Consider the following 20,758-nt stretch of genomic DNA (forward strand, 5'->3'; position numbering starts at 1 on the left):
CTGCGCGAATTTCATGGTGCTCTATGACGTGATGCCCTTGGTCAATTCCATGAAGGCCGTTTCCAGGTTGACCTCTTCTTCCTTGAAAAGCGTCAGCTTGTGTCCGGCGCCGATCAACAGGCTGGGCAGATCGCTGTAGTCCTGCACATCGGGCGCGAGGGTCACGGTGAGAACGCCGCCCGTGGTGTCGATCTTTTCCACTCCCTTGTGCTGCGAGAGGAGTTTGGCGGCGCCATCGGTGTTGCCGGCGACGCCCACTTTCAACACCGGCTGGCGCCGCACCATGCGAATCACCTCGGCTACGTCCGCGTTCACCCGCAACTCGCCTAGTTCGATGATGCCGATCTTGTTGCAGATATCGGCCAGCTCGGGCAGGATGTGGCTCGAAACCATGATGGTCTTGCCCATATTGCGCAGCTCTTTGAGCAGGCCGCGGATTTCGATGCGGGCTCGCGGATCGAGGCCGCTGGCCGGCTCGTCCAACAGCAGCACTTGCGGATCGTGCAAAAGGACGCGGGCCAGGCCGAGCCGCTGTGTCATGCCGCGCGACAGGCTGGTGACGAGCGCCTCGCGCTTGTAGCCCAGGTCGACCAGGTCCAGCACCTCGTCGCAGATTTTGCGTCGCGCGTGCCCCTTGATGCGATAAGCGGCGGCGAAGAACTCCAAATACTCGATCACCTTCATGTCGTCGTACACGCCGAAGAAATCAGGCATGTAGCCGATGACGCGGCGAATTTCCTTCGGTCGCGTATAAATCGAGTAGCCGCACACGTACGCTTCGCCGAAGGTCGGATTCAGGAGCGTGGCCAGAATGCGCATCGTGGTCGTCTTGCCGGCGCCGTTAGGGCCGATGAAGCCGAACACGTCGCCGCGATCGAGCTTGATGTCGAGATGGCTGATCGCGTTCTTCTGACCGTATGTCTTGGTGAGGTCCTTGGTTTCGATCATAGTTGACAGGCTCTGCTCGCTCGGCGGTGCGTGATGCGGGACGCTGCTAAGGTGTGAAAGTCTTGCTCTTGGTGAGCGGATAGACGAAGCGATACACGGTCTGGTGCATGTCCTCCGCGCCGCCGAGCGCATGGCCGGCGTTTGTCAACTTCACGGCAGGCCGCTCGGCGTAGGCCACCAGGATAGCCCGGTTCTGATCGAGTAATTCCGAAAAATCGATGTACGATTCCTGCGCGTTGGTGGTGTGATGGCTCGCCCCCTCGCCGGCGGCTTGGAAGAACAGCATATCTTCGAGCGCCTGGATCGCCTTCTGCGCTTCGGCCGAATGCTGTGTCAGTGGCGATGACGTTTTCCAGGTCTCGGGATGGCGCAGCACGTGTTTCAAATCGCGCTGCTCGCCCGGCTGCAGCCGCGCCGTGGCGCCCTGCTTCAGATCACCCAGCAGGTACACCCACGTGCCCGACACAAGCATGCACTGCGATAGATCAATCGCCAGCGTGTTGCGAATGGTTCCCGCGGGCACGCCGTCAGGCGCGAGTACCATGTTGGCCGCCGGGGCTTCGGTATTTTGATAGGCGGTGCGGCCGACGAAGGCCTTCGTCGACCAGACCTGAACCGGTACGTTCCGCAAAGTATCAAGCTCCGGCGCGAACTCGTATTGGCCGGCGAACAGCCCCCTCGATCCGCCGGTGAATCGAGAGTCTCCGCTCGCGAGCCAGGACAGCAATCGCTGCGGATCGGCCACCGGCGCGCCCGAGGGAGCAAGCGGTTCAATCGCCAGGTCGAAGGTTTGCGACTGCGGCGAAAACAGATTCAACCAGCTCGTGCCGCGGGCCCAGCCGCTGGCAACGTCGACATCCACCAGATCCACCTGATTGAGACGCAATTCGTGGCCCTTGGTATAGGTCGCCAAGGCATACGCGCCGGCGCTGACGAGGACGACCCACAGCGGGAAGGTGACCCACGTCAACTCCATACGCTTGAGCAAGCGTTTGACCAGAAAATAATCGCCGGGGCCGATCAACACGATGTAGCCGAGAATCATGGCGGCCACCAGCGCGAACGAAATCGGCGTCACGCCCGTGAATTTACTGAGCCCCTGGCACATTTGATCGAGCAGGTCGGGCGTGCGTCGTCCGCCCGACATCGTCGTCGCTGAATTGCTGGCCGTAGCGCCAGGGCCCGTACCCGGTTCCGAAAGTCCGAGCAGCCGCGCCACCAGGTTGCCGCGCCCATCCCAATCGGGAAATGGACGCCGGTCAAGGTCGACGGCCACGAACACCACCTGCCCGAAGCGGCGCTGCGAACGCACGACAAGCGGCAGATTGCCGTCGGCCACCTCGATACGCCCCTGCACGTCGGCCAGGCGCGGCACGGGCAGCGAAAGGCCTCCCTGAGCCGCGCGCACCTTTCGCGAACCGCCGACAAAGTTTTCCAGGTCGACGGTGCGGCGTAGCGTTGTCATCTCGACAAGCTTACCCGGCGCATAGGAAGCCAGCGGAAAGTCGGCGGCCAGAACGGCCGGCGCTTCGGTGCCTGCGCAAATGAGCAGATGACCGCCCAGGGCGACCCACTCGTCGAGGGCTCGGCGTCGCGTGTCGCTATCGAGCATGGAGCGCACGCGGTCAGGCTCGCCCGTCGAAATTACGATCGCATCCGCACAATCGTAGCCGTACCATTGCGTGGGCAGGCTGTCGTTACTCGCCAGGTTTGCAATCGCGACCTTGACGCCCGTGCTCTGCTGGTGCAGTCGCGCCGCTTCCTCGGCGCCGATCGACGCGCCCAACGTGACAATCAGCTTTTCTTGATCGCCCAGCGGCGCCGGCAATGCGAGGCCATCCGGGCGTGGATGGTTGTCAAAAATCTCATCGACCAGATTTTTGTCGTCGGCTTGAAACTGTACGCGCAGATCGCCGAGGGCGCGCCCAAATTTCGCGTACAGAAGCACCGCCGTCGGCCGGCCCGGCAGCAATTGCACAGGGCGCGACGCGGTGACGACCGACGGCACGCCGTCGCCATCGGGCAGGATCAAACGGACCTGGCCGGTGATTGCCTCCGTAGCGCCGTCGAACGTCACTTCGACGGGCGTCCAATGGCCCAGTTTGTAGCGGCTGTCGAAGCCGACGCGCAGCTTCACGACCGCGGGCCCGTCGGCGGCGCATGCGACAGGAGCCGCCGCCAAGGACCAAAGCGCAAGCGCGAATGCAACTGGCCGGCCCCACGTTGCTGCCCACTTGCTCATGGCTTCTCCGCATCGGCGCAAGCGCAGACGAATTGCCCGCAACCGGGACAGCCGGCGCCGTACTTTTTGGCAACGGCCTCGGTGAGATCGACGCCGACGACGTTGGCCATCGTGGCCAACCAGGCGAGTACGTCGGCGAATTCTCCCAGCCGCTCTTCGTGCGTGCCGCTGCGCAGGGCAGCGGCCAGCTCGCCGACCTCTTCCATGAACCACATGAAAGTGCCGTCGACGCCGCGGGCCACGTCCTTTTTCAGATACATGTCGCGAATCAATTGCTGAAACGCGGAGAGCGCGATCGCGGTGCTGCCACCTTGAGAACTCGGCTGAGACGTCGACGGGGAACTTGATTGGGAATCGATCACTGGGACAAATCCTTCTCCAAGGCCGCCGCGCGTGGGTTGCCCGGCGCGAGCTCGCGCACCCGTTGCAAGGCTTGCCGCGCCCGATCGCGTCGGTCGGCCCGCAGGCACGCCTCGGCCAGGGCTATTTGCGACGCGACATCTTTTCCGTCGAGCTGTACGGCCACTTCAAATTCATCAGCCGCGGTTCGAAAATCACCACTCCCGACCGCCGCCTTGCCCAGCAGCCGATGCACGTCTACGTCCATGACGTCAATGTGCAGCGCCTCGCGCCCCCAGCGCGTGGCGGCCGCATAATCGTCGGCGGCCAGGGCCAGTTGCGCCCGCTTCTTGCGAATCGGCACGTCATCGGCGTCGAGCGCGGCCAGCTTTTCCAACACTTCTGCCAGCTTAACGTCATCAGCCTGGGCAAGATATAGCCTGGCCAGCGAGCGCTGCCAGGAATCGGCCGCCGGATGGCGCGCGGCGCCGATGCGGTACAGTTCTTCTGCGGCCGCATACTGTTCGGCCTTCAGCCGCAAGCCGGCCAGCAGATTCAGCAGATGGTCGTCGGGCTCCTCGCGATTCAGATGTTCTTCCAAGAGCGCCACGGCTGTCTGTGTTTCGCCCACCACCAGTCGAACGCGGGCGAGCACGTACGCCGCCTGCTGCCGGGCCTGCGCATTGGCCTTGGTATTCTTCAAAACCGCCTCGGCCAGCTTGCGCGCCTCGGCATAATCCTTCCGCGCGAGCCGACTGGCGGCAAGCCGGGCCGCGACCCGCGCATCATCCGGCTGTGCGCGGTGCAGCCGTTCGAGCGTCGCGGCCGGTTCATCGGGCTCGACCGTGTGCGCGCCCAGGCGGGCCACCACGTCGCGCACGTATTCGACGTATCCCTTCTCGAAGTCGGCTTGCTGCACGCCGAGCTCGCGCGCCAGCGCCGCCGGCGTATCGAGGTTATCGCGGTACGCTTTCAACATCTTGGCCAGCGCGTCGTCGCCATACTTCTCGGTCATGTACCGCGCATAAAGATCAGCCTGGCAGTAGGCCATTTGCCAATCGAGCCCCGACTGCGGCCGCACGAAGCCCAGGTTGATCGTGTCCAAGTTAAACAGCTCGTTCTTCGGCACGCGCTCTTTCAGAAGCTCATTCCAGGACGGTGGGCGCGCGAAACCTTCATTGCGCACGGCCAACGCCTCGGTAAACCAATGCGGAATGGCGAAGTGCGTTTGCTCTAGGTTCAACACGTGTACAAACTCGTGCTTAAGCACGCGAGCCCAGTTGTATTTCGTGGGCATGTCGTTCGGCGAAGCGAGCGCCACGATCTTTCCCGCGCATGCTCCCACCGTGTGTACGAAAGGCAAGCCGATCATTCGGGCGCTGAACCACCCGTGGCCGTTCGTGTTGCGGGCCCGGTTGAAGATTTCGAACTGCGATTTCTCGGTAGGCTCGAATTGGAAGGTCCGGCACAGCTCGGGATAGACTTCGTCCTCCAAGTAGCGGGCCGCGTAGCGCGCCAGGATCTCGTCGCGGCCGCGATCGAATCTGAGGATGAAGTGTTCCGTTTCGAGGACGGCGTAACCCTCCAGCACTTCCAGCACTTTCAACATGTTATTGACGCGCACGTTGAAAGGATCCGCGGCGAAGGCGGCGTCGAGCTGCTGCTTGGCCTCGATTTCTTCGCCCAGCCTCATCAGCACCACACCCAGGTCGCCGTAGGCGCCGACCAGTTGCGGCATCTTCGTGATCGCTTCGCGCAGGTATTTTGCCGCGTCCGGATAGCGCCGACTCTGGTCGAGCCCCATGCCGAACGACGCATAGAATTCGCCGCAATGCGGGTTCGTGACCTCGACGCGATGGATCAAGTGCGCCAGCCGCGCTTCCTGGTCGGCGTCACCAAATCCGTCGACCACTGCATAAGCAGCGGCCAGCCGGCCGGCCGCGGCCTCGGAGGCGGGATGCAACCGCACGGCCTCTTCGAAGACCGGCACGGCCTCCGTGGCTTGAAAATTCGACAGCAGGATATCGCCGCGAACCAGCAACGCTTCTTCGACCGTCGGATCGAGTTCCAACGCCCGAGTGAGGGCGGCGCGCGCCGCACCAACGTCGAAATTCTGCGCCGCCTGTCGGGCGAGCGCCGCGTGCACCTCGGCCGCATGAGGATTAAGCGCCAGCGCAGCCTTGAGTTCGCGCGCCGCCTCGGGCTGGTTGTACTTCTCCAGGTACAGGACCCCGGCGGCGTAGTGCGCGGGCCACCACGCCGGATCGGCCTTGAGTGCGTCGGGATACAGCTCGTTGACCAGGAAGCTGAACTGGCCGGACAGTCGGTTCCAGCGCGCGTACTGCGCGGCGCCGAGGCCGATCCAACCCAACGATTCGGGGTCGGTCACATCATGGGTGTTGTAGTAATCGACGAACCATTTGTAGGCCGCGTTGGCTGCCTCGAGATCGCCCGTCATGCGCAAGCGTTCGGCTTGAACCCAGCGGGCCTGCAATTGATCGCGGTCGAGAGCCAGCGCGGCCTCGGCGGCCTTGCCGGCGGCGGCGAGGTCGCCACGTGCCAAGGCCCACCGCGCGGCTTCGGCTTGTAGCGCGGCGGATTGCGGACGCTTCGCGGTGGCGTCGGCGAGCAACTTGGCCACTTCGTCGCGTTTGCCGACCGCCGCGCGGCAACGTGCCAGGCCGATCGCGGCCTCGATCGGCTGTGAGTCGGCGAGTGCCGCGTACGCTTCGGCTGCCTCTTCGTACTTGCCGGCCAGTAACAGCGCACGCGCCGTCTTCGTTTCGTTCTCGGCCCGCGCCGCGGTGACCGGACCGACCACGTGAACGGCTACCGTCGCGAGCGCAATAAACAGGCTGATCCGCAGCCGGCGCCGACTTTCGCAGTACGAGAGGTTCACATTTCAACGGTATCGCGCCGCTGCCGGGCCTTCAAGGCAAGGACGGGCACGATTGATCCACGCCGCAGCCCCGATGTGCTATCCTATCGCTAGTTGCGGGCGCGACGGATTGTGCCCAAAAGATTACGGGCTTGTGGCATTTCTCCATGGATGACAAACAAATATTTCTGTCGCCTGACCTGGCCTACCGGCTGGCGGCGATCGATATCGGCACCAATAGTATTCGGCTGCTCATCGTCGAGCCGCTGCGCGATGGCACCTATCGCATTCTCGACGAAGAAAAAGAGACAACCCGCCTGGGCCGCAACCTGGCAAAGACCAGGCGCTTGGATCCCGCGGCCGTCGAAGCATCGCTGGATGCCCTGCGGCGCATGAAGCAGATCGCCGACGGGTTTCAGGCCCGCGAGATCCGCGTGATCGCCACCTGCGCGGTGCGCGAAGCGAAAGATGGCGCGGATTTCTGCCGCCGCGCCAAGGAAGCGATCGGCCTCGATGTCGAGGTGATCAGCGGCGAGCAGGAAGGGCGGCTGGCGTTCTATAGCGTCGCCCGAAGTTTTCCTCTGGCCGGCAAGAACGTGGCCATCGCCGATATCGGCGGCGGCAGCACCGAGATCATCCTCGCCTCGGGCGATATGATCGAGGCCATTTACACCACGCCACTCGGCGCCGTGCGCCTGACGGACGAGTATCTCGGCGACGGCGAGGTGCAACTCGACGATTTCGAGCGCCTGCTCAAATCGATCGATCGCAAACTGCGTCGCGAAATCAAGAAGCGTTTTTTCGTGCCGCACGTGCTCATCGGCTCGGGCGGAACGTTCACGACATTGGCCGAGATGGTGATGGCCACCAAGGGGCAGTCCGGACTTCCCTTGCGCGGTTACGAGGTTACGCACGCCGAGGTGCGCCACCTGCTCGACCGGCTGCGCAAGATGCCCGCCAAGGCACGGCGCAACGTCAACGGGCTGAGCTCGGATCGGGCCGACATCATCGTGGCCGGCATGGCGATCATCGATCGGCTGATGCGGCGCTTCAAGGTGAACCGCTTGCAGGTACACAATCGCGGCATTCGCGACGGTCTGGTGCTGACGATGATCGATTCGACGCTGGGCACCGCGAGCCAGGACCCGCACGATCAGGACCTGGCCATCGAGCGCTTCGCGGCAGGCTGCGGCGTGGACCTGGCGCATGGGAGGCAAGTGGCGCGGCTGGCCGGCTTGATTTTCGCGCAGCTGGCCGAGCGTTTTCAACTACGGCCCGAGGATCGCCCACTGCTCGAAGCGGCCGCCCGCCTGCAAGACGTCGGCTACTTGATCGATTACGACAAGCATCACAAACACAGCTACCACTTGATCCTCAACAGTCGGCTGTCGGGCTTTCGACCGCAGGAACTGGAGCTGATCGCCAACATCGCCCGTTACCATCGCGGTGGCAAGCCCAAGGCGAAGCACGACAACTACGAACGGCTGAGCGCCCCGGACCGCGAGCGCGTGCGGCGGCTGGCGGCGATCTTGCGGATCGCGGGCGGATTGGATCGCAGTCACAGCCAGCAGGTGCGCGACGTCGAGCTCGAATTCCAGCCCGATGCCATCACGATGCACGTCATCGCCGACGAGTTGCCGGAAGTCGACCTGTGGGGCGCGCGGCGGCGGTGCGAGTTCTTCCAATGGGTCTTCGACATTCCGCTGCGCGTGGAAGGCTACGATCCGGCGGCGCGGCGCGGGGGGGGCGAGACGAACGGTAGCCACCTGACCAGCAGCGAAATGCCCCTGACTCAATCGTCGTAGAGCGATTCCCTCGTGCAGCGCGTCTTGAGTATGATGTATTACGTGGAGAAACACGTATGACCAAAATGCTTGAGCGGGCCTTCCTGGAAGCGGCGAAGCTTTCCCCGGCTGAGCAGGACTTGCTCGCCGCACGATTGCTCGCTGAGCTGGCGGCAGACGATGATTTCGATCGCGCTATTAGTCAGTCCGGCGACAAATTGGCAAAAATGGCGGCCGAAGCCATTGCTGAGAATCGCGCCGGCAAGACTGAAGAGCTTGATCCCAAGCGACTATGAAGTCGCACGACTCATCAATTTCCCCGCCTCTTGTCTGCACTGCCTGCGCGGGTGCAGCGACAAGCGCGCGAAGCCTATCTTTTATTCGTCGCCAATCCGCATCATCCCGGTTTGCGATTCAAGCGGGTTCTAGACGATCCACCGATTTACTCCGCGCGCGTCGGGATTAGTTATCGCGCGCTAGCGATATTGGACGGAGACGACTTGGTTTGGTTCTGGATCGGGTCGCACGCGGATTACGATAAGCGGCTTAGCGAGCTTTAAGGATTTTCGTCTTCGAAGTACCCAGAGGCGCAGGATGACGAAACGCGACGTCGATCCCACCGGGCGCTTCAGCTCCCGCGTCGAGAACTACGTGCGATATCGGCCCGGTTATCCCGCCGAGGTGTTGCGGGTGCTCGCCGAACAAACCGGATTCTCTCCGCGGGCGGTGGTGGCCGATATCGGATCGGGGACCGGCATCTCGACGCGTTTGTTTCTCGAACATGGCAACACGGTTTACGCCGTCGAACCGAATGACGCCATGCGTGCTGCGGCCGAAGTGCTCTCGCGCGACGAGCCACGCTTTCACAGTGTGAACGGTACGGCGGAACAGACCACGCTCGCCGATCATAGCATCGACTACGTGGTGGCCGGCCAGGCCTTTCACTGGTTCGACGTCGATCGCGCGCGGCATGAATTCCTGCGCGTTCTGCGCCCGGGCGGCTGGGTCGTGCTGATGTGGAACACGCGTCTGACCGACACCACGCCCTTTTTGCGCGGCTACGAAAAGCTGCTCCTCGAGTTCGGCACCGATTACCAGGAAGTGAATCACGCCAACGTCAGTCCCGAAACACTCAAGCGGTTTTTCGGAGCCACGCCGAGCTATCGGGCGATTCCCAACGAGCAAGTGTTCGATCTGGCCGGGCTGACGGGCCGATTGTTGTCATCGTCGTACGTGCCGGCCGAAGACGATCCACGCCATGCGCCGATGCTGGCGGCGCTCGCAAAACTGTTTGCAGCGCACGAAGAGGCCGGCCGCGTCCGCTTCGAGTACGATACCGAGCTGTACTTCGGTCAGCTCGTGTAATCGGTCGGTTTTTTCGACGCCTGGCTTCTCCCAGGGCGGCTCTTGCCAATGTCATCCAGCCTGTCGCTAACACCGGGAGATCATCGTCGCACGATCGCGATCGGCGGGCGCGAGCGCAGCTACCTGCTGCACGTGCCGCCGTCGTACGAGGACACGCAGCGGCTCCCCGTGGTGCTGGCTTTTCATGGTGGCGCGACCGACGCGTCGTACATGGTCCGCTTCTGCGGTTTGAACGAGACTGCGGACGAGCACGGATTTCTTGTCGCCTATCCGAATGGCACCGGCGAATTACCGAAATTGCTTTCCTGGAACGCCGGCAACTGTTGCGGCCACGCGCGGCGGAACAACGTCGACGACGTCGAGTTTGTTCGCGCCGTGCTGGATGAGCTCGCCCACACAGGGGCAATCGATGAGCGGCGTATCTTTGCGACCGGCATGTCGAACGGCGCCATGATGGCTTATCGGTTGGCCGCCGAAATGTCGGACCGCGTCGCGGCGATCGCGCCGGTGGCAGGCACCATGGAGCTCGATATTGCGGAACCGTCCCGGCCCGTCTCCGTGATTCACTTTCACGGCACCGCCGACGAGTTTGTCCCATTCGCGGGCGGCCGCGGCGTGCGCAGCCTGACACAGCACGCGTTCAGCTCTGTCGAAATTACGATTCGGCGGTGGGTCGAAATCAATGGCTGCCGCGCGGAGCCGACGGTGACCGATTTACCCAACGTCGGCGCTGACGGCCTGCCGATTGTTCGCCAAGAGTATGCCGCAGGGCCGAGCGGCGCCGAGGTCGTGCTCTACGTCGTCGAAGGGGGTGGGCACACCTGGCCCGGGCGCGTGCCGCGGCTGGCGGCGCTTGGCCCTTCGACGCAGAGCATCTCGGCCAATGACTTGATGTGGGAGTTTTTCACGCGGCATCCGCCCGACTAGCACTGGCGGCAAGCCACCAGTGGCACCCCAACGAGGGCTGTAAGGCAGCGTCCAAGCGCTACTTTGCCGGGCCGCCGGGAAAGCGATGGCCGGTGACTTCCATCGGAAACGCGTAGACGCTCGTGCGCGCGGTGACGTAGAGAGTCTTCAAATCCGTGCCGCCGAACTCGCAATTCGACGGGGACTTCGGCACCTTGATCGTGCCCAACAGCTTGCCCTGTGGGTCGAAGACTTGCACGCCCGTGGCCGCCGCGATGTACAAGTTGCCGCGGCTATCGACGGCACAACCATCGCCGCCGCCCCCTTTCTTTCCAGCGGGTTGTTCGACGGTGCAAAACACCTTGCCCGGGCCGAGCTTGCGGGGTCCAAGCACGGGATAGGCCCATTGCTGCTCGCGCAGAAACGTGATGACATACAGCGTCTTTTCGTCGGGCGACAGAATGATGCCGTTTGGGCCGACGATGTTGTCGATCAGCCGCGTGAGTTTGCCATCGGCGGTGACGTAGAACACGCCGGAGACCGGCTGATTCGATTTGCCATCGAGCGCGAAGATCGGATCGGTGAAGTAAACGCCGCCCGTGTTATCGATCACCAGATCGTTGGGTCGATTGAGCGGCTTGCCGTCGAACTCGCTGGCCAGCACGTGTTCTTCCTTCTTGGTCAGGCTCCAGACGACAATCCCGTTTTTCTGGCAGCCGACGAGGTCGCCGGCGGCGTTGAACATCAGGCCATTCGCGCCATGGGATTCTTCGCGCACGACCACGGCCGTATTATCCGGCTCGATCTTGTACACCTTCGCGGCCGGGACGTCGGTGAAGTAGACGACGCCGTTCTTGTCGGTAGCCGGTCCTTCGGTGAACTTGAACGTGCCGGCAATCTCCTTGGCTGGGCCGGTGGGGCCGATGCCGGGAATGGCACCGTTTTCGGCAGCACGCGCGTGCGCTGCAAGAGAAACGCCCGCAATCAGTATCGCGCAGGCTGGGAGAATGGCACGTCGAAAACGTCGGGCAACAGAGTTGTCACGCATGAGATGGATCTCCCCGTAAGAGCCGCCGAGCGAACGATGCAGAAATGACGTGCCCGCCAGGATAGCCGAAACGCGGTCGCGTCGCGACCAGCGGTCCTCGCCGGGAATTTCCGCTCAGTCGTCCAGCTCATCGGCCAGGCGCTCGACGGCCGCGTGCGCCTTTTCACCGTGGTGCTCTTCGAAGCGATGTTCGTAAACTTTTCGACCGAACTTGTAGAACAGAGCTGGCGTGACGATTTGATCCATCAAGGTCGAGCTGATCAAGCCGCCCATCACGACGACAGCCAGCGGGTGCAAAATCTCTTTGCCGGTCTCGCCGGCCCCCATCGCCAGCGGGATCAAACCGATCGTGGCGGTGAGAGCCGTCATCAGCACCGGCGCCAGGCGTTCGAGGCTGCCACGGATAATCATCTTCTCGTCGAAATGCTCCCCCTCGTACTGCATCAAGTGGATGTAGTGCGAGATCATCATGATGCCGTTGCGATTCACGATGCCGATCAGGGTGATGAAGCCTACCCAGTGCGCCACCGACAGGCTCGTGGCCTGAATCCACACGTGCGGCCACTGCCAGAACGGGGCCTCGCGCAGGGCCTCGGCCGTGGGCCATTGCGTGAGCAGTAGGGCGAGCACGGCGCCGATCGCAGCCAGCGGAATGTTCACCATCACCTGCAAGGCCGCGCGCCAAGAGCCCAGGCACTTGAGCAACAAGAGAAAGACACCCGTTACGGCCACACTTCCCAGGATCAGCAGCCGCAGGTTCGCTTCCTGCTGCGCCTCGAACTGGCCGCCGTACTCGACGAAGTAGCCGGCCGACAACGTGGGCAGCACCTTGGCGGATACCCCTTCTTCGATATCGTGAACGACGCCGACCAGGTCGCGGCCCGCAACATTGGCCATGACCACGATGCGCCGCACGACGTTTTCGCGATTGATGGTGTTCGGCCCGGCGGTTTGCACGACTTCGGCCACCGTACCGAGCGCCACACGCGCGCCCGAGGGGGTCGTGAGCAGCGTGGAGCGCACCACCTCGATGTCGTTGCGCGCCTTGGCGTCGAACCACACCACCAGGTCGAACGTGCGTTGCCCTTCCAGTACTTGCGAGACCTTGCGTCCTTGCAGCGCAGTTTCCAGCGCGTCGGCCACGTCGGCGGGCGACAGGCCGTAGCGCACGGCGTTCTCGCGCAACACCGTGACGCGGACTTGCGGGATTTCGACTTGCGGTTCGATCTGCAGATCGACGATGCCGGGCACATTCTGCATGATGCCGTAAATCTCGCGCGCCTTCGCGCGCAGCACCTGCAAGTCCGAGCCGTAGAGCTTCACGGCGATCTGTGCGCGGATGCCCGACATGATGTGATCGAGCCGGTGCGAGATAGGCTGACCGATGTTGTAGACCACGCCCGGCACCTGCGAGAGGCGCGTACGGATGTCGGCCAGCACCTCCTCGCGCGGGCGGCCTTGTTCGTTAATACCCCAGCCGGCAATGCCGGGAATGGCACGCATGAAAGCATAGAAGATGCCCGGCTTCGGTTGCTCATGCTCGACCAGCCCGACGTCGATCTCGGAGTAGTTCACGTTCTCGGCGTGTTCGTCCAGCTCGGCGCGGCCGGTGCGACGCGAGGTGTGTGTCACCTCGGGCACCTGACGCAGCATGTCCTCGGTCAAGCGTCCGATGCGGTTCGATTCGTCGAGGCTCGTGGCCGGGGGCGCCGTCGACCCGATCGTCAACGTGCCTTCGTTAAAGGGAGGCATGAACTCGCCCCCCATGAACGCCACGGCCACGACCGAAATCGTGGCCAGCACGGCGGTCACGGCCAACACAATCCACGCGTGTCGCAATGTGATGTGCAACAAGCGCTCGTCAATGCGTTTCAGCCAGCGCAACAGCAACGGGTCGTGGGCGTGCTCCAGGAACTTTGCCCTAGGAAGCACGTACGATGCCAGGACCGGCGTCACGGTGAGCGATACGCCCAGCGAGGCCAAGAGCGTCAACAAGTACGAGAGCCCCAGCGGCGCGAACATGCGCCCTTCCAATCCGCCGAGTGAGAACAGCGGCAGCACGACCAGCACGACGATCAACGTCGCGTAAACGATGCTGTTGCGCACCTCGGCCGAGGCCAGGAAGATGACTTTGATCGGATTATCCGGAACCGGCTTGGCGCGGTTTTCTTTCAGCCGGCGATAAATGTTTTCGACGTCGACGATCGAATCGTCGACCAACTCGCCGATGGCCACGGCCAGGCCGCCCAGCGTCATCGTGTTGATCGACAGGCCGAAGAAATGGAACACCAATGCCGTGACAATGATCGATAGCGGTATGGCGGTGAGCGTGATCACGCTGGTGCGAAAATTCCACAGGAACAAGAAGAGCACCACCACGACCCATACCGCCCCATCGCGGATGGCTTCTTCGACGTTCTTGATGGCTACGTTGATGAAGTTTGCTTGCCGAAAGATGTCGCTCTCGATCTTCACGTCCGGCGGCAACGTGGCCTGAATGTCGTCGAGCGTGGCCAGGATCTTGCGATCCAGCGTCAGCGTGTCGGCGCCCGGCTGCTTCTGGATGGTGAGAATCACGGCCGGCTGGCTGTTCACGCTGCCGTCGCCGCGCGCGATGGGCCCGCCGAAACGGACGTCCGCCACTTGCCGCACCGTCACGGCGACCGGCTCGCCTTCGCGAACGACCGTGTTTTCCAGATCCTCGAGCGTGATCGCACGGCCGACGATGCGGATCAGCGACTCCTCGTCGCCGCGCACCAGAAACCCGCCACCGGTGACGGCGTTCGATTTCTCCACGGCCCGCGTCAGCTCGTCGAGTGTCACGTTGTATTGGGCCAACCGCTCGGGCGAGGTCAGCACCTGAAACTGCTTGAGCGTGCCCCCCATCACCACGACTTGCGAGACGCCGTTCTGGGCGAGCAAACGCGGCCGCAGCGTCCAATCGGCCAGCGTGCGCAGCTCCATGGTGTCGGTCGGCCCGTCGCTGCGCAGGCCGACAAGCAGGATCTCGCCCATGATCGAGCTGATGGGCGCCATGAGCGGATTCACGGCGCGTGGCAAGCGCGGCCGGGCGAGCTGCAATTTTTCGTTGACGATCTGCCGATCGACGTAGATATCGGTCCCCCATTCGAACTCGACCCACACGATGCTGATGCCGATGCCCGAGGCCGATCGCACCCGCAAGACGTCGGTCGCGCCGTTTAATACCGATTCGATGGGAAAGGTGACCAGCGTCTCGACCTCTTCCGGCGCCAAGCCCGGCGCTTCGGTGAGGATGGCCACCGTGGGCCGATTCAAATCAGGGAACACGTCGATCGGCAATTGCGCCGCGACGTACCCGCCATAGATCAAGAGCAGCGCCGTGGCGGCCAGCACCAGCGAGCGGTTCTTCAACGAAATCGCGATGATGCGGTTCAGCATGCCGGCACCTGGGTCCGCGAGAATTGGCTCATGGCGTGGCATCCTGGTGCGTGTGCGGCGCCGCCACTTGCCGCGCGGGACCGCGCGCCGTGGCATCGGGGCGAGCTCGCGGCGTGATGGCCAGCCGCGCCAGCATTCCCTCTTTCAACTCTCCGCCGCTATTGTCGAGATCGACCCACACGCTCATCGCACGACTGAAGCTCGATAGCATCGGCGCCGTGCGATTGACCACGCCCGTGGCCGCGTACGCCGGGTTGGCCGTGATCGTCACCGTGACCGGCTGATCGACGCCGACGTCGACCGATTCCTGTTCGTGTACATAGCCGCGGGCAACGACGCGGCGGGTGTCGTGTACCTCGAAGAGCTCGTCCTGCGAGCGTACGACCTGGCCGATCGCCAGATCAAACAGCGTGATCCGGCCATCGATCGGCGAACGAATAACGCTCGTGGTGCGGATCGCCTCGGACGAGGCTCCCTCGGTAATGTCGAGCCGGGCGATCTCTTCGATCTCGTCGTCGGCCAGGCCCATCAGCGATAACTTGTGCTTCAGGCTGTTGACGGTCGCCTGCAGGTTTTCGGTTTCGGTTTGCGTTTCCCACAAGTCCTTTTCCGCGATCCCGCCGGTTGTATTGAGGCGACGATACTGCTCGAGCACTTTGCGCGACAGCTTCAGTTGCGATTGGGCGCGCAGCAGATCCAGTTGCACGTTGCGCAGCTCGAGGCTCTCGACTTCGGCCAAGACTTCTCCGGCCTTCACCGTCTGGCCATGTTCGACGACTATCCGGGCGATGCGCCCGGTGACCGTCGAATACGCCATGGCTTTCTTATCGGTGGGAAGCTCGATCTGTCCCTGGGCGATGACTTGTCGCGGCGCGGCGATATGCTGCGCGGATCGCGCCCCCGCGGCCGATGCGGGCGCGGCGTTGGCGGATGCCGCCTGCTCGTCAGCCGCCGTGAAGAGCGAAGCCAGCTCATGCCGGCCGGTCAATACGACCGGGTCGCCGGGAAATGCTCCATCGAGAATCTCGACAAACGCGCCGCTGCGCATGCCGAGCTTCACCGGCTGGCGCACAAAGGTGCCGGGACGTTCTTCGACCAACAACCATGGCGCACCACCGGGATCGACGACCGCATCGTAGGGACAGGCGATCGCGTCCGCGGCCACCCGCGCGCGGATGCGCAAGCGACAAAACATCCCTTCGCGCAGCAGCTTCTCGTGATTGTCGACTTCCACGTGGACGTGCAAACTGCGCGACTCGGGGTCGAGCTTTACGCCCACGTGGTCGACCTTGCCGACGAAGGCTTGATCCGGGAGAGCATCCACGAGCACGTCGACCGCCTGTCCTTCGGCCACTGACGTGCTGTCGGTTTCCAGCACCTGGCCGTGTACCCACATCACGGAGAGGTCGACGATCTCGTAGACCTGCTCCCAGGGCGCGACCACCTGCCCCACGCGCACGTTCGCGGCCGCCACGACGCCAGCCAGTGGGCTGACAATGGGAATGGTGCGAATCGGCTCGCGCGTGGTCAACAATTGATCGATCATGGCCTGGGTGAAGCCCAGGGACAGCAGCTTGCGAATGGCGATGCCGCGGTCGGCCGCCCATTGATCGCGCAGGGCTTGTGTTTCCAACACGCGCCGTTCGGAGATGCTGCCGCTGGAGGCCAATCCGCCGCGCTGCTCGAGCAGCCGGCTGGCCAGCAGGTATTCGGTGGCGGCCTTGAGCAAGTCGAGCTGCAGCGTCTCGATTTCCTGGCTCTCAACCTCGGCCAACCGCTGTCCCTTTTCGACCGTATCGCCGGGCTGCACCAGGACCTCGGCGATGCGCCCCGCGACCAGCGACGTGGCAAAGGCGTGGGTCCGCCAGGGAATCTCGACCGTGGCATTGGCCATGATGTCGCGCTCGAGGTCTTGCAAGTGCAGGACCGTGGTCGTGACGCCCAGTGATTTCTGAGCCGCGGACGAAATCAACAAGCGATCGCCGCGCACGGCTGCGCCCGCGCTGGGCAGATTATCGTGCTCGTCATGGGCATGGACCGTTAATGGCGCGAATAGCGCGCCTGCCACCACGATGGACCAAGACAAGGGACAGGCGATACGCCACGGACGATTCTTCATGGCTGCGCCTCCGCGCCGGGGGCTGCTACTTGTTTTTCGGTATCCGTGGTGTCGGCTGTTTTAGGCAACCGGGTGGCGACCGCCGTTAGCCGTGCCAAGGGACTCACTGTTGCTTGTTCCAACTCGGCTCGATCGACGGACCGGCCATCACCAAGGGCCGCATGTGCCAGATCAAACTGGGCGCGCAAGTCGCGACGCGCCAGGTTGACCTCTTCCCAGTCGCGACGTGGCACGCCGCTGTCGCGTGCCAGCAGCATCAGCTTCGTGATCACGATATCCACTTCATCGAGCGGCCGGTGGGCACGCGGCGGATGCCCTTCGGCAAGCGCGGAAAGAATCTGCTGGCGGTAAGCCGCCAAGCGCGCGACGGCACTCTGGTAGTCGCGCGGCATGTCGACATCGGCTTCCGTGATTGCGACGTCTTCTTCGTCGTGTTCGTGGCCGGCGGTTGCATCATGGCCGTGGCCGTGCTCGTCGTGCTCATGCGCATGCCCTTCGTGGTCAGAATGCTCGTGATGCTTGCTCTGTTCGGCTTGGTCCGTTGCAGCGCCGTGGCCGGTGCAACCTGCCGCGAATAGACAGGCGGCGCAGTAGGCGGCAAGAACGACGATCGTCGTCCGATGAGCAGGCGCGCTTGAAATGGTGGCGGTTACGAACATGGACCATCCACAAGGAAAACGCGAGGATCCAAGGATACACGAATCGCCAAAGGGAAGGCCGACGCGCATCTCGAACCGCGTCGCAGCCTGTCGAAAGCGCACGATAGAGAGATCGCGCGCGAGAAGCCGTCTTAGGTCCGCAGGACTCCCGAGCGCTCGTGGCGCGCAGTGTCACACAGCGGGAATGAGGCTTGCCGATTCGCCGCTTCTGTCTCGGGCGTGGCGGCGACAAGAGGCACAGCCTCGAACTCGGCGGCCGGCGGTGCGGCTACAGAGACTACCGGCAGGCGCGCCGCTGAGTCGGTCACGTCGTCACCGATTAATCGCACGACAAGCATGTGCTCGCCGGAATCGGTCGAGTCTTCGTGCTCCTGATCCTGCGCCGGAAGCGTGAACTGGAAGCCGAGCAGGAAGATGTGCATATGCACCTGCGCGGCAAACCAGGCGGGCTCGTCGCAGTCGTCCGACGGCTGGAGCATGGCCAGCGGCACCGCATCGTGATGGTCGTGCGGGCTCAGGCCGCCTGGATGCGCATGCTGCATGCCGGTCGAGAAGGTGGCCGTCATCAGCAAGGCCACCGCGACCAACCGCGTGCAACTTTCTACAGGTCGACTGCACATCGAGAACGGTTCCTGAACAGGCTGCGCGCCCCACCACGGCGTCTGTGTAAGTATACATGGTGTAGGAAGTATGGACCAATCCGCCATCGCGGCGATGCCGCCGAAAAGCACCATGAGGAGTGCCGTTTCACCCGCTTCGCTCCCCACCGAAAACGGTGAGAAACCCGGGGCTCGGTGGCCCACCTTGACCCCCACTCTCGGCTCAGATGCGGTGATTTGCGGTTGCCAGCATGTGCCGCGTCGTTTTTAATGTTCGGTTGTTCAACCCGGCGGCCAGTGGTTGAACTGCTCCGATTGTGCTGTTAACGAGGGCCGGCGCGGCGGTCCCCCTGGAACAAGGCACCAGCAACAGTCAATCGGCGGCTGCGTCGGACGTGCTGCTCGGTAAGCATTCTCGCCCCCAAACCACAGATCGAATAAGGACAGGACGAATCATGACGCCAGACGCTTCCAAGAAGGCCCCGACCAAGACCGAAATCCTCAACGCGCTCGCTGAGAAGACGCAGCTCACGAAAGCTCAAATCAGTGCCGTATTCGATGCGCTCAGCGAGGAAATCGGCGCGAGCCTCGACGGCCCCGGCTCGTTCACGATCCCCGGTCTGGTCAAGATCGAGCGCAAGCACGTGCCGGCCAAGCCCGCCCGCACCGGCGTCCCCAACCCCTTCAAGCCGGGCGAGCTGATGGACGTGCCGGCCAAGCCCGCCTCGACCAAGATCACGGTTCGGGCGCTGAAGCAGTTGAAGGACATGGGTAAGTAGGCGTGAAGTAAACCGCAACGAGTCGGCCGCGGTAAGTCGAAGGCGGCGATTAGTTGTCCGATCCGGGGCAGTAGAGCGTGGCCGTTAGCGCGTACAGGTGGGCTACGCGCAGCAGGTCGTCGATCGACACCCACTCATTAACGGTGTGCTGGCCGCCGGCGCGCGGACCGTGTGTAATCGCCGGCACGCGCGCCAAGGCCCAGAAGCTGTTACCATCGTCGACGAATGGCTTGGCGCCGCAGGCGATTCTCCGGCCTTGCTGCGTCGTGTAACCGCGCTGAAAACATTGCACGAGCGGGCAATCTTCCTCCAGCAGGAACGCGCCGCGGACCGGCCGCCACTCGATTTCCGCAGTAGTGCGACTGCGCTCGGCGATGCTGTCCACCCGCTCGCGAAATTCCTGTTCGACACGCAGCGCGTCGGCATCGGGCAACCAGCGCCGCGTTCCTTCCAGCCAGCACTCTTGCGGATACTGGTTGTAGATTTCGCCGCTGTGTACCTGGCCGACGAACACGGTTTCGATCCCTGCGACCGGATGCCGCCGTTGCGCCAGCCGGCCAGACAGCTCGTCGAGCGCCTCGATCAACGCCGCGCCCGCGCGAATCACGCTCGGTTCGTTCGCCGGGCGCATCACTTCGTGAACGGGCGGGCCTGAGCGCCGCAATGTGACTTTCCAGGTCGCCGAGCCGCGACCGGCGAGCGGCAACTCGGCCGAGAGTGGCTCGGGAATCAACACGGCGTCGCCGTGTACGCCGGCGGTGATCAGCGCGTTGAGCTGCTGGCCCAATCCCCACGGAGCCTCGTGCAGATCGTGCGCGACTAACAAGATGGCGCCGGCCGACAAGGCGCCTGTGTCGCGCAGGACGTACAACGCTTCGACGGCCGCGGCCAGGCCGGCCTTCATGTCCGAGGCGCCGCTGCCGGTGAGCTGCCCATCAATGACCGCTGGCGGCACGAATGGTAAATGTACGGTGTCGAGATGGCCATCGAATTGCAGCGTTCGGCCCGGTCGCCCGCTGTCGAAGCGCACTACCACGGCAGGCGACGCGGGATGGCCGGCGACAGGCCGATCGACGACAAACCCTTCGCCGCGCAGCAAATGAGCCAGGCAGTCGGCTGCGGCGCCGGCCTGGCCCGTCGGACTAGGGACCGCCACGAGCTGTTGCGCGGTGTTGAGCAATCGGTCGCGGCGGACGGCCGCGCGTAATCGATCACTGACGTCTCGTAACGTCATTTATGTTTTCCTTGAAGATCGTGCATGGCGTGGAAAGGTGTGCGGCCCGCTACAGCTTGCCCCTGCGGCAAATCATGCCCTGCCGCCATGCTAGCAAAGTTTGGCGGACGGGCGCGACGATGGTTTCGATAGGGATCGAAACGGCCCCACGCAGAGAGGCGGCCGCGTAGTTCTCACATCCACCGCCGCGCGGGGGCAAGACGTATGCAGTACCTGACGCGAATCGACGTGCTTCTGGGCATTGGCTTTGCGGTCGCGGTTTTCGCGATCGTGGGCGGTATCCGCGGCGTGTACAGCGTAGCGGCCATGTCGCGCCGCGAGCGCAGCAACCAGGCCACGACCGAGCTACCCATCGAAACGGCCATGCCGAAGCGCGAGCGGCGTGGGCCGCCGCCCGATCGGCGCCGCAAAGCGGCCTAGGTCGAGATTGCCACCAGA

Annotated in this window: 16 protein-coding genes; 6 read left to right on the forward strand and 10 right to left on the reverse strand. The window is 63.5% G+C overall.

The genetic code is table 11. From position 1 onward, the window contains the following. Nucleotides 1-21: 21 nt before the first annotated feature. From VHD36_08020 to VHD36_08035, 4 genes are all read right to left on the reverse strand, one after another. A complete protein-coding gene (locus VHD36_08020; GenBank protein ID HVU87252.1) occupies nt 22-948 on the reverse strand; it encodes an ABC transporter ATP-binding protein in 927 nt (308 codons plus the stop codon). Between the two features lie 46 nt (nt 949-994). Continuing rightward, nucleotides 995-3,190, reverse strand: coding sequence for a hypothetical protein (locus tag VHD36_08025; protein HVU87253.1), 2,196 nt, complete (start codon nt 3,188-3,190; stop codon nt 995-997). Then, nucleotides 3,187-3,450: a MazG nucleotide pyrophosphohydrolase domain-containing protein gene (locus VHD36_08030; protein HVU87254.1), complete on the reverse strand. Its 264-nt coding sequence runs from the start codon at nt 3,448-3,450 to the stop codon at nt 3,187-3,189. The genes VHD36_08025 and VHD36_08030 overlap by 4 nt, the downstream gene beginning before the upstream one ends. A 98-nt stretch (nt 3,451-3,548) precedes the next feature. Next, nucleotides 3,549-6,428, reverse strand: coding sequence for a tetratricopeptide repeat protein (locus tag VHD36_08035; protein HVU87255.1), 2,880 nt, complete (start codon nt 6,426-6,428; stop codon nt 3,549-3,551). A 146-nt stretch (nt 6,429-6,574) separates the two neighbouring features. On the opposite strand from VHD36_08035, the gene VHD36_08040 reads away from it, so the two are divergent. From VHD36_08040 to VHD36_08055, 4 genes are all read left to right on the forward strand, one after another. Beyond that, complete coding sequence (locus VHD36_08040; protein ID HVU87256.1) at nt 6,575-8,212, forward strand: Ppx/GppA phosphatase family protein; 1,638 nt, start codon at nt 6,575-6,577, stop codon at nt 8,210-8,212. Nucleotides 8,213-8,268: 56 nt separating this feature from the next. Continuing rightward, complete coding sequence (locus VHD36_08045) at nt 8,269-8,487, forward strand: hypothetical protein (protein HVU87257.1); 219 nt, start codon at nt 8,269-8,271, stop codon at nt 8,485-8,487. Between the two features lie 298 nt (nt 8,488-8,785). Then, complete coding sequence (locus VHD36_08050) at nt 8,786-9,556, forward strand: class I SAM-dependent methyltransferase (GenBank protein HVU87258.1); 771 nt, start codon at nt 8,786-8,788, stop codon at nt 9,554-9,556. Nucleotides 9,557-9,604: 48 nt separating this feature from the next. Further along, nucleotides 9,605-10,483: a PHB depolymerase family esterase gene (locus tag VHD36_08055; GenBank protein ID HVU87259.1), complete on the forward strand. Its 879-nt coding sequence runs from the start codon at nt 9,605-9,607 to the stop codon at nt 10,481-10,483. A gap of 58 nt (nt 10,484-10,541) precedes the next feature. Here the strand turns inward: VHD36_08055 and VHD36_08060 are convergent, their stop codons facing one another. The 5 genes from VHD36_08060 to VHD36_08080 all read right to left on the reverse strand — a co-directional run bounded on the left by VHD36_08060 (nt 10,542) and on the right by VHD36_08080 (nt 18,274). Further along, on the reverse strand, nt 10,542-11,510 hold the full coding sequence (locus VHD36_08060; GenBank protein ID HVU87260.1) for an SMP-30/gluconolactonase/LRE family protein: 969 nt from the start codon (nt 11,508-11,510) through the stop codon (nt 10,542-10,544). A 114-nt stretch (nt 11,511-11,624) separates the two neighbouring features. Beyond that, the gene (locus tag VHD36_08065) at nt 11,625-14,930 is read right to left on the reverse strand and encodes an efflux RND transporter permease subunit (protein ID HVU87261.1); all 3,306 of its coding nucleotides are present in this window, start codon (nt 14,928-14,930) and stop codon (nt 11,625-11,627) included. A 28-nt stretch (nt 14,931-14,958) separates the two neighbouring features. Beyond that, nucleotides 14,959-17,049 (reverse strand): efflux RND transporter periplasmic adaptor subunit, encoded by a 2,091-nt coding sequence (locus tag VHD36_08070; GenBank protein HVU87262.1) that lies wholly within the window; start codon nt 17,047-17,049, stop codon nt 14,959-14,961. Continuing rightward, nucleotides 17,046-17,708 carry a hypothetical protein gene (locus tag VHD36_08075; GenBank protein HVU87263.1) on the reverse strand — a complete coding sequence of 221 codons (663 nt, stop codon included), beginning with the start codon at nt 17,706-17,708 and terminating at the stop codon, nt 17,046-17,048. The genes VHD36_08070 and VHD36_08075 overlap by 4 nt, the downstream gene beginning before the upstream one ends. A 131-nt stretch (nt 17,709-17,839) precedes the next feature. Then, entirely contained in the window at nt 17,840-18,274 is a 435-nt protein-coding gene (locus VHD36_08080) for a hypothetical protein (protein ID HVU87264.1), read from the reverse strand. Nucleotides 18,275-18,762: 488 nt separating this feature from the next. Here VHD36_08080 and VHD36_08085 point away from each other — a divergent pair, with 488 nt between their 5' ends. Next, entirely contained in the window at nt 18,763-19,086 is a 324-nt protein-coding gene (locus VHD36_08085) for an HU family DNA-binding protein (GenBank protein ID HVU87265.1), read from the forward strand. A gap of 49 nt (nt 19,087-19,135) precedes the next feature. Here the strand turns inward: VHD36_08085 and VHD36_08090 are convergent, their stop codons facing one another. Beyond that, entirely contained in the window at nt 19,136-20,320 is a 1,185-nt protein-coding gene (locus tag VHD36_08090; GenBank protein HVU87266.1) for a M20/M25/M40 family metallo-hydrolase, read from the reverse strand. A gap of 204 nt (nt 20,321-20,524) precedes the next feature. Between VHD36_08090 and VHD36_08095 the strand changes: the two genes are divergently transcribed. Beyond that, nucleotides 20,525-20,740, forward strand: coding sequence for a hypothetical protein (locus VHD36_08095; GenBank protein ID HVU87267.1), 216 nt, complete (start codon nt 20,525-20,527; stop codon nt 20,738-20,740). Nucleotides 20,741-20,758 lie beyond the last annotated feature (18 nt).

Source organism: Pirellulales bacterium (assembly GCA_035546535.1).
Classification (GTDB): domain Bacteria; phylum Planctomycetota; class Planctomycetia; order Pirellulales; family JACPPG01; genus JACPPG01.

Bases quoted from the DNA above. Each gene is read 5' to 3' on its own strand.
- VHD36_08045 (HVU87257.1), top strand. From the start codon at position 8,269: ATGACCAAAATGCTTGAGCGGGCCTTCCTGGAAGCGGCGAAGCTTTCC.
- VHD36_08070 (HVU87262.1), bottom strand. From the start codon at position 17,049: ATGAAGAATCGTCCGTGGCGTATCGCCTGTCCCTTGTCTTGGTCCATC.
- VHD36_08020 (HVU87252.1), bottom strand. From the start codon at position 948: ATGATCGAAACCAAGGACCTCACCAAGACATACGGTCAGAAGAACGCG.
- VHD36_08050 (HVU87258.1), top strand. From the start codon at position 8,786: ATGACGAAACGCGACGTCGATCCCACCGGGCGCTTCAGCTCCCGCGTC.
- VHD36_08055 (HVU87259.1), top strand. From the start codon at position 9,605: ATGTCATCCAGCCTGTCGCTAACACCGGGAGATCATCGTCGCACGATC.
- VHD36_08085 (HVU87265.1), top strand. From the start codon at position 18,763: ATGACGCCAGACGCTTCCAAGAAGGCCCCGACCAAGACCGAAATCCTC.
- VHD36_08030 (HVU87254.1), bottom strand. From the start codon at position 3,450: ATGTATCTGAAAAAGGACGTGGCCCGCGGCGTCGACGGCACTTTCATG.
- VHD36_08090 (HVU87266.1), bottom strand. From the start codon at position 20,320: ATGACGTTACGAGACGTCAGTGATCGATTACGCGCGGCCGTCCGCCGC.
- VHD36_08095 (HVU87267.1), top strand. From the start codon at position 20,525: ATGCAGTACCTGACGCGAATCGACGTGCTTCTGGGCATTGGCTTTGCG.
- VHD36_08025 (HVU87253.1), bottom strand. From the start codon at position 3,190: ATGAGCAAGTGGGCAGCAACGTGGGGCCGGCCAGTTGCATTCGCGCTT.
- VHD36_08075 (HVU87263.1), bottom strand. From the start codon at position 17,708: ATGTTCGTAACCGCCACCATTTCAAGCGCGCCTGCTCATCGGACGACG.
- VHD36_08040 (HVU87256.1), top strand. From the start codon at position 6,575: ATGGATGACAAACAAATATTTCTGTCGCCTGACCTGGCCTACCGGCTG.
- VHD36_08080 (HVU87264.1), bottom strand. From the start codon at position 18,274: ATGACGGCCACCTTCTCGACCGGCATGCAGCATGCGCATCCAGGCGGC.
- VHD36_08060 (HVU87260.1), bottom strand. From the start codon at position 11,510: ATGCGTGACAACTCTGTTGCCCGACGTTTTCGACGTGCCATTCTCCCA.
- VHD36_08065 (HVU87261.1), bottom strand. From the start codon at position 14,930: ATGCTGAACCGCATCATCGCGATTTCGTTGAAGAACCGCTCGCTGGTG.